Below are 15047 nucleotides of genomic sequence, written 5' to 3'. Positions count from 1 at the left end.
AGCCGGCGGCGGACGGGACGGCGTCAGTCACGGTCGGTCTCCTCGGTCGTGTCGACGCCCTCGAGACGACGCACCCGGGAGGAGACGACCGCGTCGGGGGTGATGGCGGCGTCGAAGACCTCGGCCTGGAGCTCGTGCGTCCGCGCGGCGAGCTCGCGCAGCTGCTTGCGCCGGGAGCGCGCCACCTGGGCGAGCGGCAGCCCGGAGCGCAGCGCCCGCAGGCGCCGCCACCACTCGGCGGTGGGCACGGCGCGCTCGGGGTCCTCGTCGAGCCGCGTGAGCGCTGCAGCGATCGCGTCGAGTTCCTCGGCGATCCGTTCTGCGGGGCTCCGGCGGGCGGGCACGCTGACCCTCCCGGCGGCGTCCTTGATCGCGGCGACGGCCCTCTCCCGCTGCTCGGCGGGGACGGCGTCGACGGCCGCGGCGACGACGGAGACGGCCGCTGCCGCTCCCTTCGCGTTGATCCTCGGGCGTGCCACGAGTCCTCCTTCTCCTCAGTGCCGCGGGCCGAAGTCGCCGTCGTGGAGCTCGCGCAGCACGCGGGCGGCGGAGCCGACCGCGAGGACGCCGGCGGGCAGGTCCTTCGTGACGACGCTGCCCGCGCCGACGACCGTGTTCTCCCCGATGGTGACGCCGGGGCAGACGATGATGCCGCCGCCGAGCCACACGTTGTCGCCGATGGTGATGGGGTCGGCGGACTCGATCCCGGCCGCTCGCGGGCTCGCCTCGAGCGGGTGGACGGGGGTGAGGAGCTGGACGCCGGGGCCGATCTGGCAGTGCGCGCCGATGGTGATCATCGCGACGTCGAGGGCGACGAGGCCGTAGTTGGCGAAGGTGCCCTCCCCGACGGTGATGTTCGTGCCGAAGTCGACGCGCACCGGGGGCAGGAGCACGGAGGACTCGTGGAGCCCGGGGACCGCGGAGCGCAGGTGGGGGAGCGCGGCTGCCTCGCCCTCCTCGGCGAAGGCGACCTCGTAGCGGTGCAGCTCGCGGCGCGAGTGGGCCTTGATGGCGGCGTTGTCCGGGTCGTCGGAGACGTACCAGTCGCAGGCGAGCATGCGCTCGCGGTTGGAGCGAGTGTCGCCCCAGGCCTCGAAGTAGGGCTGCGCGTCGGCGAAGGGGACGTCGGGGCGGGCGGCCGCGGGGTCGGTGGCCTGGTTCTCGCTCATGGGCGCAGGCTACCGGTGGGCGGTGGGAGGCGCCGTCGCCGCCCGCGCGCATGGACAAGACGGTGAACCGGTCGACGACGTCGGGCGAGCGTCGCCCCTCCGCTCACTCGATCCCGGGCACGTCGGCCAGGCCGTCGTCGTCGCCCGTCTCCTCCGCCAGCTGCTCCAGGCCCGTGCGGGTGGACAGCGGGACGGGGCGGAGGAGGAGAGCGACGAGGGCTGCGAGAACGCAGACCGGCGCGAGCCCGATGAGGACGGGCCCGAGGGCGTGCTGGTAGGCGTCGACGACGGCGGACGCCGTCGACCCGTCCAGCCGGCTCACGGTCTCCGGGGAGATCGAGGACGCGGCGTCGGCGCTCATCCCGAGCCCCAGGAGCGAGGACGTCAGCCGCGAGGTGAATAGGACGCCGACGAGCGTGTTGCCCACCGACACCCCGATCTCGCGGAAGAAGTTGTTCGCGCTCGTCCCGGTGCCGAGCAGTGAGGCGGGCAGCGCGTTGTGGATGATGAGGACGCTCAGCTGGAGGAACATGCCCACGCCCAGCTGGAGGACGAAGACGGCGGCGCCGAACCACCAGGCGCTCGCCTCCTGGGGGATGATGCCGAGCATGACGGGGCTCGTCCACGCGTAGGCGCCTCCTCCCCAGGTCGCGATGAGGACGATGCCGGTGGCCCCGACGCTGGTCAGCGCGAGCCCGGCCCAGTCGACGCTCACCCGACCGCGGCGCCTCGGCATCCTCAGGGCGAGGGCCACGGCCACCCACGCGATGATCCCGAAGGGCAGGAAGAACCAGAACATCCAGCGGCAGCCGAGGGCGTCGGTGAGGCCGCCGCCCAGCAGCGGGCCGAGCACGGACGCGATGCCGAAGATCGCGCCCATCGGCACCATGTAGGTCCCGCGCACGCGCGGCGGGATGAGGTAGCCGGTGATGGCCTGCGAGGAGATCATGAGCCCACCGCCACCGAGCCCCTGGAGGAAGCGGAAGGCCGTGAACTCCAGCATCCCCGTCGAGACGACGCACAGGGCCGAGCCGCCCACGAACAGGGCGATGGCCGTGAGGTAGAGCGGCTTGCGGCCCACGAGGTCGCCGAGCTTGCCGGTCACCGGCGTCGCCAGCCTCTGACCGAGCGTGTAGGCGGTGATGCCCCAGGACATGTGGGCGACGCCGCCGAGGTCGCCGATGACGGTGGGCAGCGCCGTCGTCACCGCCGTCTGGTACATGGCGGAGAGGAACTGCACCATCATGAGGCACAGGTAGACCACCCAGAAGCGGCGGTCGGGGCGGAAGGACATGCCCTCGACCCGCCCGGCGACGAGCTCCTCGGCGCTCGCCTGCTCGAGCGGGCCGTCCCCCTCGTGGAGCTGGTCGGTGCCCGGTTCGGTCATGCGGCGCGGCTCCTCCTGCCGGGTCTCAGTGGACGACCGGCTCGCGCCACTCGGGCTCGGTGGGGACGTAGTCCTCGACCTTCCCGGAGGCGAGGAGCATCCGCAGGACGTTCCTCACCGAGCGCTGCAGCTCGCCGAGCGTGAGGTGCTCCCCGGAGGCGTCGTCGGCGTCGAGGGCCTCGAGCTCGGAGGAGTCGTGGCCCTCGGCGTGGGTGCCGGACCAGCTGGGCGCGCCCGGCATGAGGACGTCGACGCCGGCGCGCACGCGCGTCGCCGAGTCCGCCAGGGCGGGGAAGAGAGGGTCGGGTGCGTAGCGCATCCACCAGTCGGTGATGACGTTGCCCTGGTAGCCCCACTCGCCGCGCAGGATCGTGGTGACGAGGTCGTAGTTGTAGTGCGACCACTGGCCGTTGACCTTGTTGTACGAGGTCATGATGTTGAGCGGCGCGGCGAGCTCGACGCAGAGCCGGAAGCCGCGCAGGTAGATCTCGCGCAGGGCCCGCTGGGAGATCCGCGAGTCGTTGTGGATGCGGTTGGTCTCCTGGTTGTTGGCCACGAGGTGCTTGGGACAGGCGGAGACGCCGTTGGCCTGGATCCCGGTGACGACGGCGGCCGCGGTGAGGCCGGCGACGAGCGGGTCCTCGGAGTAGTACTCGAAGTTGCGTCCGCACAGCGGGTCGCGGTGGATGTTCATCCCGGGTGCGAGGAGGACGTCGGAGCCCTTCCGGATCATCTCGGCGCCGTGGTGGCGGGCGAGCTCGGTGAGCAGGGCCGGGTCCCAGGTGGAGGCGAGCGCCGTCCCGCAGGGCAGGAGCGAGGCGTAGGCGGAGACGCGGATGCCGGAGGGACCGTCGGTCGTGGTGACGGCGGGGATCCCGCGGTCGCGCAGGGCCTTGGTGACGCCGCCGAAGGCTCCGGCGTTGCCGGGCACGCCGAGCGGCGAGTCCATGATGACGTCGCCGAAGGTGAGGTCGGCGAGCTCGGCGGGGGAGAGCTGGGCGATGAAGGCGTCGAGCTCGGCGCGGTCCGCGGCGACGTCCTGGAGGGTCAGTGTGCTGCCGTCGGCCGGTGCGTCCGTCTCGATGGCCCGCGGCAGACGGGAGACGATCCGCTCGCGCAGGTCGACGGTGGAGGTGGGCACGTCCTCCCAGGCGAGGGCCGGGCAGCCGTCGGCCCCGGTGGTGAGCGTCATGCGCTGGAAGGGGTGCGCCGGGTCGGGGGCGAGGGCCTCCTCGAGCTGCTCGAGGACGACGGCGTCGTCGACATCGACCGTCCCGGCGCTCGTGGTCTCGCGGACGGAGGAGCCGACGAGGACCTCGTGGGCCCCGGCCTCGAGGACCCAGTCGTTGCGGTGCCCGGTGGCGCCGGAGTCGTCGAAGGAGGCGAGCCGGTCCATCGGGAAGGCGAGCGTGAGCTCCTGGGCGGCGCCGGGGGCGAGCTCCTCGGTGCGCTGGTAGGCGACCAGCCTCCGCGCAGGGGTGGCGAGGGCCGGTGCCTGCGGGGCGCCGGCGTAGACCTGGACGACCGTGGAGCCGGGGCGCTCGCCCGTGTTGGTCGCGGTGACGGCGACGCGCGCGGTGCCCCCGGTCGGGCCGCCGGTGCGCTCGACGACGAGCTCACCGGGTGCGAGGTCGACCGTGGTGTAGCCCAGGCCGTGGCCGAAGGGGAAGAGGACGGTGTCCTTCGCGAGCGTCTCGAAGTAGCGGTAGCCGACGAGGACGTCCTCGGCGTACTCGTTGAAGTCCTTGCCGCCGAAGTGCTCGGAGGAGGGGTAGTCCTCGTAGCGGCGGGCGATGGTGTCGGTGAGGCGGCCGCCGGGCTCGACGGCGCCGATGAGGACGTCGGCGACGGCGGGGGCGCCCTCCATACCGCCGGGCCACGCCATGAGCAGAGCGTCGACCCTGCCCTCCGCCCAGGACAGGTCCATGACGTTGCCGGAGCAGACGATCGCGGTGACGGTCTCGAAGCGGCTCGTCACCTGCGCCAGCAGACGCTCCTCGGCGTCGGTGAGGTAGTAGGAGCCCGGCTCGAGGACGTTCTCTCGGTCCTCGCCGGCGGCGCGGCCGATGACGACGACGGCGCGGCGGGCCCGGGAGGCGACGGCGTCGACGAGGGAGTCCTCGAGCGGCATCTCCTCGTAGTAGCGGGGCCAGTTCCCCCACTCTCCCTGCTCGGGCGAGTTGGCGGCGCACCACTCGCGGTAGACGGCGGCCAGCTCGGCGTCGACGGGGACCCCGCGCTCGACCAGGCAGTCGAGGAGGATGTGCTCGTAGGCGGCGTTGACGTCGCCGCCCGAGCCGTAGCCGACGGCGAACCAGTCGAGCTGGACGCGGCCGAAGACGGCGACGGGCTCGTCGGCGGGCAGGGGGAGCGCGCCGTCGTTGGCGAGGAGGACCGTCCCCTCGGCCGCGGCCCGTCGGGCGAGACGGGCGAGCTCGGGCTCGACCCAGCGGTCTTCTCCGACGGCCGTGGTGGATCCCTGGGCGACGGGGTTCTCGACGGTCATGGCTGCCTCTCCATTGACGGTGCACTGGGGCGGCCGGCGCTCGCGAGGAGCGTTCCGGTCTCCCCAAGAGTAATAGTCCAGGAGGTCGGTTCGTGGGGCTTCGATGTGGCGTGCGGTATTAGAGAACTTGAAATATTACGAAATGATAACGATGAGAGGTGTGTCTCACGTCTGCGAGAGGTGCGGGGCTACCGTCGTCGTATCGGTCGTCGACGCGCGTCGACAGGGACCCCATCCCCACGCGTCCCGACCGCGGAGTGCTGTTTCAAGGAGGAAACACCATGGCAACTCTTCCCCGTCGGCAGTTCATCGGGGGCTCCGCGGCTATCGCCGCGCTGGCCGCCGTCGCCGCCTGTTCGAACAAGTCCGGGTCCTCGTCCTCGGCGGGTGCGACGGCGGTGTCGTCGGCGAGCTTCGAGGGCACCGGTCCGATCACCTGGGTCCAGGGCAAGGACAACTCGGGCGGGATGGTTCAGAAGCGCATCGACGAGTGGAACAAGCTCTATCCGGACGAGAAGGTCACCCTCATTGAGCTCTCCGCCGAGGCGGACCAGCAGCGCGAGTCCTTCGTCAACAACGCGCAGACCAAGTCCGACGCCTACGACGTCATCAGCGTCGACCACGTGTGGTCGAGCGAGTTCGCGGCGAACCAGTGGATCATGCAGCTGCCTGAGGATGAGCTCGTCACGGACGACGTCATCCCGGCGGTTCTGAACACCGGTAAGTACATGGACAGGCTCTACGCGATGCCTTTCGCGACGGACTCGTCGATCATGTACTACCGCAAGGACTTCCTGGAGGAGGCCGGTGTCGACGTCCCCACCACCTGGGACGAGGTCAAGTCCGCCATCGACGCCGTGCGCAAGGTCTCCGGCCACGAGGGCATCGGCGGCTTCGGAGCGCAGTTCGCCAAGTACGAGGGCCTGACGTGCTGCGTCGGTGAGTTCATCAACACCGCGGGTGGCTCCTTCTACGACGACGAGAACAACGTCACGATCAACTCCCCGGAGGCGATCGCGGGCCTGCAGCTCCTCGTCGACGGCTTCAAGGACGGCTACATCCCGCAGGAGTCCCTGGAGTGGAAGGAGGAGGACGGCCGCAACGCCTTCGAGGCCGGCAACCTGCTCTTCTACCGCCAGTGGCCCTACGAGTACGCCAACGACCTCGAGAAGCTCGGCACCGACAAGTTCGACGTCGCACCGCTGCCCACCCTGGACGGCAAGAAGTTCGTCCCGACGCTCGGCGGCCACAACTGCGGCATCTCGACCTACTCCAAGAACAAGGCCACTGCTCTCAAGTTCGTCAAGTGGTGGACGAACTCTGAGTCGGAGAAGTACGCGCTGGACACCCAGACCCTGGCCCCGATCCTCGGCTCGCTGTACGAGGACAAGGACATGCTGGAGAAGTTCCCGTACCTGCCGACGCTGAAGGAGTCGCTCGACTCCGCCAAGGGGCGCCCGCGCGCCGTCAACTACGGCGACGTGACCGCGGCGATCCAGGACGCCCTCTACCCGGCCCTCCAGCAGAAGACCGAGCCGAAGGCGGCCATCGAGGCCCTCGAGAGCTCGCTGAAGGCGCTCGCCTCCTGACCCGGACACCGGCGCGGGGCCCGTCGTCGTACGGACCCCGCGCCGGCGCTCCGCAACCGTGCGCGACGGAGCGCACTTCCCCACAGCCGTCCGAAGGACCCCTCACATGACCACCCGCGGCAGTAGGGCGAGCACGACCCCGGACATCAGCAGGCACCGCTCCAAGGCGAGCAAGGCGCAGTCGCGCCTGGCATGGATCCTGCTGACGCCCACCGTCCTCGTCCTGACGATCGTCATCATCGTCCCCGTCTTCCAGTCACTCAACCAGTCGCTCTACGGCAAGGCCGGGCTCGACCCGACCACCGGATTCGTCTCCGACACCGAGCCCTTCGTCGGCCTCCAGAACTTCGCGAACATCTTCAACGGGGCGGGTGACCGCTTCTGGAACGCGTTCTGGAACACCACGCTCTTCGGTGTCGTGACCGTGGTCCTTGAGACGATCCTCGGCGTGGCGATGGCCCTCATCATGCACAAGGCCATGCGCGGCCGCGGCGTGGTCCGCGCCGCCATCCTCGTGCCCTGGGCCATCCCGACCGCCGTCTCCGGGATCCTGTGGGGCTGGATCTTCAACCAGAACGGCGTCGCCAACGCGATCCTCGGCGAGCACATCATGTGGGCTTCCGGCAACGCGAGCGCCAAGATGGCCATCATCATCGCTGACGTCTGGAAGACCGCCCCCTACATCGGCCTGCTCACGCTCGCCGGCCTGCAGGTCATCCCTGATGAGGTCTACGAGGCCGCCAAGATCGACGGCGCCAACGCGTGGCGCCGCTTCGCCCGCATCACGCTGCCGCTGGTCAAGCCGGCGCTCGTCGTGGCCATCCTCTTCCGCACGCTCGACGCCCTGCGCATGTTCGACCTGCCCTACATCCTCGTCGGGCCGCGCAAGTCCTCCGTCGAGACCATCTCGATGCTCGTCCAGGACGAGGCCTCCAACCTGCGCTACGGCTCCGCGGCGGCCTACGCCCTCATCCTCTTCCTCTACGTCTTCATCTTCGCCTACGCCTTCGTCAAGGTCACCGGGGCTGACCTCGGTGCGTCCACCGAGAAGAGGCCGAAGCGCAAGGGCGACAACCACAAGCTGCCCGCCTCGGCCTTCCTGCCCCGTCGGAGCAAGGAGCGCCAGCCCGTCGCCGTCGGCGCTGCTGACGCCACTGAGAGGAGCCGGGCATGAGCACCGCCGCCGTCCCCGCCGTCCGACGTACGAAGCGGACCTCCTGGGGGAGCGTCCTGCCGACCTTCGGCATCCTCCTCATCGTCATCTACTGCCTGGCGCCCTTCTACTGGATGATCGTCTCGTCGCTGCGGCCGGACACCGAGATCTTCGACAACACCTGGTGGCCCCAGCACCCCTCGCTGGAGAACTACCGGGCCGTCTTCTCCTCGACGAACAACTTCACGCAGGGCCTCGCCAACTCGCTCATCGTGTCGGTCATCGTGACGATCGTGGCGCTGGCGATCGCGACCTTCGCGTCCTACGCGCTGGCCCGCCTCGACTTCCGCGGGAAGGGCTTCCTGCTGGTCGTCGTGCTGGCGACCTCGATGTTCCCGCTCGTCGCCATCATCGTGCCGTTGCTGAAGAACTTCTCGGCCTGGGGATGGATCAACACCTACCAGGCGATGATCATCCCGGACCTGTCCTTCTCGCTGCCCCTCGCGGTGTGGAACCTGACGAGCTTCTTCCGCCAGATGCCGCAGGAGCTCGAGCAGTCCGCCATGGTCGACGGGTGCACCCCGGGCCAGGCCTTCCGCAAGGTCATCCTCCCGCTGGCCGCCCCCGGCATCTTCACCACGGCGATCATCATCTTCATCGGCGCGTGGAACGAGTTCCTCGTGGCCGTCACGATGATCAACGACCCGTCGATGCAGCCGGCCACCGTGCTGCTGTCGAAGTTCACGGGCGCCTCCCAGTTCAACACGCCCTTCGGCTCGCAGATGGCTGCCGGCGTCATCATGACGCTGCCGCTCGTCCTCATGGTGCTGCTCTTCCAGCGGCGCATCGTCGCCGGCCTCGCTGCCGGTGGCGTCAAGCAGTGATTCGCTGACCTCAGCCCCGGCACCGCGTCCGTGGGGGCGGGACTCCACGAGGGGTCCCGCCCCCACGGCGCAACCGACCGCGCCCGGACGCCGGGCGCCCACCGCCGTCACCCGTCACCAGCCCATCCACCCGTGACAAGGAAGTCACCGTCCATGAGTACTCCGACCACCGCCGTCCAGCGCCACGACACCGGTGCCTGGTGGCGCGACGCCGTCATCTACCAGGTCTACCCGCGCTCCTTCGCCGACTCCGACGGCGACGGCGTGGGCGACCTCCCCGGCATCACCTCGCACCTGGACCACCTCGCGTCCCTCGGCGTCGACGCCGTCTGGCTCTCGCCCTTCTACCCCTCGCCGCAGGTCGACGCCGGGTATGACGTCTCCGACTACTTCGACGTCGAGCCGGAGCTCGGCACGCTCGCCGACTTCGACGCCCTCACCGCCCGCGCCCACGAGCTCGGCCTGCGCGTGGTGGTCGACCTCGTTCCGAATCACACCTCGGACCGGCACGCGTGGTTCGAGGAGGCTCTTGCGGCCGGACCCGAGTCACCGGAGCGCGACCGCTACATGTTCCGCTTCAGCGAGGACGTCGCCCCGAACAACTGGGGCAGCCTGTTCGGGGGCCCCGCCTGGGCTCCCGTCGAGCCTCTCACGGGTCGTGAGGAGGACCGGGGCTGGTGGTACCTGCACCTCTTCGCCCCGGAGCAGCCCGACCTGAACTGGGACAACGAGGACGTCCACGCGATGTTCCGCGAGTTCCTGCGTTTCTGGGCCGTCGACCACGGCGTCGACGGATTCCGCGTCGACGTCGCCCACGGCCTCGTCAAGGCGCCCGGCCTGCCCGATGACGCCGTCGGCCCGGACCGCTGGGGGGTCGTGGAGCCCGCGACCGAGCAGGGATCCGGCGGGGCGCACGACCACGGTCCGAAGCCCCCGGACTCCGGGCCCGCCTTCGACCAGCCCGGTGTCCACGACGTCTACCGCGAGTGGCGCCGCGTCCTCAACGGCATCCGCCCGGAGGTCCTCCTCGTCGCCGAGGCGTGGGTGGACCCGCCCTCGCACCGCGCTCTCTACGTCCGCGAGGACGAGATGAGCCAGGCCTTCAGCTTCGACTACCTCAAGGCGCCGTGGGACGCCGGCGCCGTCCGTCGAGTCATTGAGACCTCGATCGCGGAGAACGACGCCGTCGGAGCCCCGACGACCTGGGTCCTGTCCAACCACGACGTCGTCCGGCACGCCTCCCGCTTCGGCTACGCACCCGGCACCCCGACCGACGCCGGCATCGGCCCGAGCGACCCGCAGCCGGACCGTGAGCTCGGCCTGCGCCGCGCCCGCGCGGCGACCCTCTTCATGCTCGGCCTGCCCGGCGGCGCCTACCTCTACCAGGGGGAGGAGCTCGGCCTGCCCGAGCACACCACCATGGCTGACGACGCCCGTCAGGACCCCACGTGGCTGCGCACCGGCCACAAGGTTCGCGGGCGCGACGGCTGCCGCGTGCCCCTGCCGTGGACGGCCGAGGGGCCCAGCCTCGGCTTCGGCCCTAGCGGGCGCACCTGGTTGCCGCAGCCCGCCGAGTGGGCGGTTCTCGCTCCGACGGTTCAGAACGGCGACCCTGACTCGACGCTGTCGATGTACCGGCGGGCCCTCTCCCTCCGGCGCGAGCGCTCCCTCGGGCGCGGCTCGGCCGAGGTCCTCGACGGCACGCCTGAGGGCGTCCTCGCCGTGCGCAACGGCACGACGCTCCTCGCCCTCAACTTCGGGGACGCACCTGCCGAGATCGGCTCCGCCGGAACCGTGCTGGCGCGTTCCACCGACGGCTCCACCGGTGGGCGGGTCGATCGGCTGCGCCTCGAGCCCTGCTCCGCGCAGTGGCTCGCGCTCGAGGACGCCGGCTGACGCGGCTGGCTCACAAGCGATGGGGGTGACGAGATGGCGGTGACGCGTGCGGACGTGGCGAGGCTGGCCGGAGTGTCACCCTCGACGGTGACCTACGTGCTGACGGGCAGAAGGTCGGTGAGCGCCCCGACCAAGCGCCGGGTGAGGAGAGCCGTCACGGAGCTCGGCTACCACCCCGACCGCAGTGCCTCCGCCCTCGCGTCCAGGTCCCTGTCCACCGTCGGAGTCCTCCTGCGCCTGGACCGCTCTGCCATCGAAGCGGACGATCTCAGCTACATCGAGGGCGTCCGTGCGGCTGTCGCTGAGGATGGCCTCCAGGTCGTCGTGCCCATGAACCTGCGTCACGATGGGGAGGAGGGGCTGCGTGAGCTCGTCCGCTCGCGCTCCGTTGACGCCACCGTCCTCATGGACGTGGCCCCGCTCGATGAGCGCGAGCGGCTGCTGCTGACCGAGGGAGTCCCGACGATCCTCATCGGGACCTCCGGGACGCCCGGCGGTGCGCCGGGCGTTGACGCGGACTTCGACGCGATGGCCCGACTCGCCGTCGCGCACCTGGCGGGCCTCGGTCACCGCAGGCTGCTCCTGCTCTCCCGCCTGGCGGGCGCGGAACCTGCGAACGCCTATCCGGCGCAGGTGCGGGCGGTCCTCGCCTCGGCCAGGGCCTGCGGCGTTGAACTCGTCCACCGCTCCGTCCCGGACGACCCGATCGAGGGAGCCGCACTGCTCGAGGGAGGTCGATTGGTCGGAGACTGCACCGCCACGCTCTCCAACAACCCCTGGGCCCTCACCGGTCTCCTCGCAGCCGCCAGAGCGATGGGGCTGTCCGTTCCGGGCGACCTCTCGATGGCCTCGCTCGGCGTCATGATCCCGAACTCCGTGACGGCCTCGCAGGTGACCGAGTTCGGCGTTGACACCTTTGGGCTGGGGCACAGAGCGGGCGAGCTCCTGCTCGCGCTGGGCTCTGACGAGCCACCGCGCGGAGTCGTCCTCGAGCCCCCTGTCCTCACCGAACGGGGGACGACGGGGCCGGCGAGCCCGGTCCTGCAGTGAGCCAGAGCCTGCGGGTGGGCGTCCGGCTCAACGGCGAAAGCCCCCCTCGGTGCTGATGACCTGGCCGGTCACCCAGCGGGCCTCGTCGGACAGCAGCCAGCAGATGAGACGGGCCGGGTCCTCGGGCGTGCTCAGCCGACCCGCGGGGAAGGCGGCGCGCACGTCCTCCCGGAGCGCGTCGTCCATGTATCCGGTGTCCACCGGTCCGGGGTTGACGGTGTTGAGCCGGATCCCGCGGTCGGCCAGCCCGTCCGCGAGACTGGGCGTCATGCCGGAGAGCGCGGCCTTGGAAGTGCAGTAGGCGATCTCCTCCGGCATCGGCCCCAACCCCTGTCCCGAGGTCATGAGCACTGCCGAACCGGTGAGATCGGGTGCGTCTGGGCGCTGGAAGACCTCGGCGAAGGCCTGGACGAGGAGGAGGGAGGCGCGGGCGTTGACCCGCCAGTGCAGGTCGAGATCCTCCGGCTCGATCTCCTCGAGCCGGCCGTCGTGACCGGAGGCCGCGTGGTTGCAGACGAGCCCGTCGAGGCCACCGAGCCCCTCGGCCGCCGCTTCGACGACCCTCCGGGGCTCGGCGGCGTCGGCGAGGTCGGCACTCACCTCGACGAGGGCCGCGTCGGGGATCAGGTGTGAGCGCACCCCCTCGACCACGGCAGTGAGGTCGTCCGCGCCCCAGGGCTGCTCCGCGTCGTGCGGCGCGAAGTGGTGCAGGGCGACGGATGCCCCGAGCCCGGCTGCGCGGCAGGCGATCGCGTAGCCGATGCCCCGCCTTCGGCTGACGCCGGTGACGAGGACCCGCCGGCCCCGCAGGGGATGCTCGCAGTCGGTGGCCGTGTGCTCGGGTGCGCTCACGTCAGGGGCCCTCAGGCGATCTCCGCGACGGCGGCGAGGACCTCGTCCGGCAGACCGCAGGCGCGCAGGGCGCCCAGAAGCGCCCCACCGCGCAGCCCCGAGGAGATGGCCTCCCACGCGCGGTCCTTGGCGAGGTACTCGACCTCGACGGGTTCCAGGATCCGGAACGCCTCGTCCCGGAGGGCGGGCGTCCGGGTGCGCACCCCCGTGAGGTCGACGCGCACCGGACCGTCGCCCAGCCGGACGGTCCCGAGGCTCACGTCCAGGCCCTTGCCCAGGGTGAAGCCGTCGGCCTCGCGGCGCGAGACCCGTGCCCGGTCGCCGGTCGAGCCGGCCCCCGAGACAGCGGCCTCGGCGCCGTCGCCGGTCCCGCCGACGGAGAGCAGGTGGAGGGCCACCTCGCGCTCGGCCGGGACGACGCCGTCGGCGCCCTCCTGACTGATCTCGAGGGAGGCGGCACCCGCCTCGTCGTCCCAGGCGAGGGAGAAGCGGGTCCGGACGACGCTCTCGTCACCGGGCTCGGCCGAGCCGTCGTCCTCCTCGAGGACGGCGGACCCGTCGGCTCCCGGCACGATGACGAGGCCGAGGGACCGCGGGTTCGATCCCGCCGCCTCGGAGAGGTCGTCCGCCACCGTGATGATCGACCCTGCGCGGGCGAGGACCGGGATCTGGTCCAGCGGGCGCGACAGGCTCACCTCGCTGCCGCCCTCGGCGGGCACGGCGTAGCGACGTCCGGTCGCCAGGTCGAACCAGGTCCCGCGCGGGAGCCAGGCGTCCTCCCGTGCGAGGCCGCTCGCCCGGTTCCCCTGGTGGGTGACGGGCACGACGAGCAGGTCGCCGAAGAGGAACTCGGTGCGGTGGCCGTAGGCGCCGAGCTGCTGCGGGTGGTCGTGGTAGACGGGGCGAACCGGGCCGATGCCCTCGGAGTGCGCCCGGCGGGACCACGTGTAGAGGTACGGCACGAGCCGGTGGCGCAGACGCAGGTGCGCCTCCATCGTCGCCCTGGCGTCGCGCGAGTAGCGCCACGGCTCCTTGGAGTTGAAGGGCGACTTCGAGGAGTGCAACCGATTGATCGGCGAGAAGCAGCCCAGCTGCGCCCACCGGGCTGCAAGCTCGGAGTCCTTGACGCCGAACATGTGGCCGCCGATGTCGTTGGACCACCAGTAGTAGCCGATGTTTGCGGCCGTGGACGTGAACTCCGGCTGGAAACGCAGGGAGTCCCACGTGACGATCGTGTCCCCGGAGAAGCCGACCGGTGTGCGGTGGCTCGAGGCGTCGGCGAAGCGGGAGAAGGTGACCGGCCGGCGCCGGTAGGTCTCCGTGCCGCCGTCCGCGGTGGTACGGGTGCGCTCGCGGCCCGCGTCGAGGTAGTGGACGTGGTTGAGCATCCACAGCGGGTCCAGGCCGGGGATGTCCGTGGTACCGCCCTGCTGCCAGTCGAGCCACCAGAAGTCGACTCCCTCGTCCTCGAGCGGGTGGTGGGCGTGCTCGAGGTAGGCGGCCGTGAACTCCTTGTCGCCGATGTTGAAGGGGATCTCCTCGCCCGAGCGCGGGTCGCGGCCCAGTGCCCGCATCATCGGCCCGTAGGCCTCCTCGTGGCGGCGGACGCCGGAGGCGGGGTGGAGGTTGAGGGACGCTTCCATGCCACGCTGGTGGAGGCCGTCGAGGAAGGCCTTGGGCTCCGGGAAGAGCTTGCGGTCCCAGGTGTAGCCGGTCCAGCCGTTGCCGATGGCGGGGTCGATGTCGACCAGGTGCCAGTCCATGTCGATGACGGCCACCGAGAAGGGAAGACCCTCCTCGGCGAAGCGGTCCATGAGCTCGAGGTACTCGTCGGCGGTGTAGGCGTGGTACCGGCTCCACCAGTTGCCGAGCAGCGCCCGGGGGATGAGCGGCGTCGGGCCGGTGAGGGCGAAGAAGTCGCGCAGGGCGCCGTGGTAGTCCTGGCCGTAGCCGAAGAGGTAGAGGTCCTCGTCCGGCGTCGAGCCGTCCACGGGGCTCGTCCCGGGGCGGGGACGGACCCACTCGTCCTCGTCGACGAGGAGCGAGCCGGAGTCGTCGAGGACGGCGATGCCGTGCATCGCGAGCAGCCCCGGGGCGAGGGAGATACGGCCGTCGGCCTCGTCGAGAGTGCGGGCCGTCCCGCCCAGGTTGGAGGGGAACTTCTCCGCAGGGTCCCAGACGTCGCCGTGGTGCCACGTGCCGCCGTGCGGGTTGAGCACGCCGGTGCGCAGGCTGACCTGGAGGCCGGAGCGGGAGAAGCCGCGGGAGGGTTGGTACGCGAGGTGCAGGTGCTCGGTGGTGATCTCCACCCGGTCCTCGCCGCGCAGCACCTGGAAGTCGGGCACGGGGCCGAGGTCGCGGTTGACGACGAGCTGGGTCGCGGCGTCGACGAAACGGTCGTCGGCGGCGGACTCCATGCGGATGAGACGGTCCGTGAGGACCGTGAAGCGGTACCCGGGGCCCGTGACGACGGCGTCGGCGGGAGCGGGTGCGAGGCGGGGCTCGGAGGCGGCGTTCGACAGTGGAGAGGCCATGGGGCAAAGCCTAGCTGTACTGATCGG

Annotated in this window: 11 protein-coding genes; 5 read left to right on the top strand and 6 right to left on the bottom strand. The window is 71.1% G+C overall.

All coding sequences use genetic code 11. From position 1 onward, the window contains the following. Nucleotides 1–23: 23 nt before the first annotated feature. The 4 genes from AXF14_RS13435 to AXF14_RS01020 form a co-directional block, all read right to left on the bottom strand. On the bottom strand, nucleotides 24–479 hold the full coding sequence (locus AXF14_RS13435; RefSeq protein WP_067939263.1) for a hypothetical protein: 456 nt from the start codon (nucleotides 477–479) through the stop codon (nucleotides 24–26). Nucleotides 480–494: 15 nt separating this feature from the next. After that, on the bottom strand, nucleotides 495–1169 hold the full coding sequence (locus tag AXF14_RS01030) for a sugar O-acetyltransferase (protein ID WP_067939259.1): 675 nt from the start codon (nucleotides 1167–1169) through the stop codon (nucleotides 495–497). A gap of 103 nt (nucleotides 1170–1272) precedes the next feature. After that, on the bottom strand, nucleotides 1273–2556 hold the full coding sequence (locus AXF14_RS01025) for an MFS transporter (protein ID WP_084355247.1): 1284 nt from the start codon (nucleotides 2554–2556) through the stop codon (nucleotides 1273–1275). A gap of 25 nt (nucleotides 2557–2581) precedes the next feature. After that, a complete protein-coding gene (locus AXF14_RS01020; protein WP_067939255.1) occupies nucleotides 2582–5062 on the bottom strand; it encodes a glycoside hydrolase family 3 protein in 2481 nt (826 codons plus the stop codon). A 281-nt stretch (nucleotides 5063–5343) separates the two neighbouring features. Between AXF14_RS01020 and AXF14_RS01015 the strand changes: the two genes are divergently transcribed. From AXF14_RS01015 to AXF14_RS00995, 5 genes are all read left to right on the top strand, one after another. Next, nucleotides 5344–6651 carry an ABC transporter substrate-binding protein gene (locus AXF14_RS01015; protein WP_067939251.1) on the top strand — a complete coding sequence of 436 codons (1308 nt, stop codon included), beginning with the start codon at nucleotides 5344–5346 and terminating at the stop codon, nucleotides 6649–6651. Nucleotides 6652–6757: 106 nt separating this feature from the next. Beyond that, nucleotides 6758–7825, top strand: coding sequence for a carbohydrate ABC transporter permease (locus tag AXF14_RS01010; RefSeq protein WP_067939248.1), 1068 nt, complete (start codon nucleotides 6758–6760; stop codon nucleotides 7823–7825). Further along, nucleotides 7822–8688 (top strand): carbohydrate ABC transporter permease, encoded by an 867-nt coding sequence (locus AXF14_RS01005; protein ID WP_067939244.1) that lies wholly within the window; start codon nucleotides 7822–7824, stop codon nucleotides 8686–8688. The genes AXF14_RS01010 and AXF14_RS01005 overlap by 4 nt, the downstream gene beginning before the upstream one ends. 153 nt (nucleotides 8689–8841) lie before the next feature. Next, on the top strand, nucleotides 8842–10584 hold the full coding sequence (locus tag AXF14_RS01000; RefSeq protein ID WP_067939240.1) for a glycoside hydrolase family 13 protein: 1743 nt from the start codon (nucleotides 8842–8844) through the stop codon (nucleotides 10582–10584). Between the two features lie 33 nt (nucleotides 10585–10617). Beyond that, nucleotides 10618–11634 (top strand): LacI family DNA-binding transcriptional regulator, encoded by a 1017-nt coding sequence (locus tag AXF14_RS00995; RefSeq protein WP_067939237.1) that lies wholly within the window; start codon nucleotides 10618–10620, stop codon nucleotides 11632–11634. Between the two features lie 27 nt (nucleotides 11635–11661). On the opposite strand, the gene AXF14_RS00990 is transcribed toward AXF14_RS00995, so the two are convergent. Both AXF14_RS00990 and AXF14_RS00985 read right to left on the bottom strand, forming a co-directional pair. Then, nucleotides 11662–12486, bottom strand: a complete 825-nt coding sequence (locus tag AXF14_RS00990) for an SDR family oxidoreductase (RefSeq protein WP_067939235.1) — start codon at nucleotides 12484–12486, stop codon at nucleotides 11662–11664. Nucleotides 12487–12497: 11 nt separating this feature from the next. After that, nucleotides 12498–15020, bottom strand: coding sequence for a glycoside hydrolase family 31 protein (locus AXF14_RS00985; RefSeq protein ID WP_067939232.1), 2523 nt, complete (start codon nucleotides 15018–15020; stop codon nucleotides 12498–12500). Nucleotides 15021–15047: the final 27 nt, after the last annotated feature.

The sequence above is a fragment of the Actinomyces radicidentis genome (assembly GCF_001553565.1).
GTDB classification, from domain to species: Bacteria; Actinomycetota; Actinomycetes; order Actinomycetales; family Actinomycetaceae; genus Actinomyces; species Actinomyces radicidentis.
This window is presented reverse-complemented; position numbering and strand designations above follow the sequence as displayed.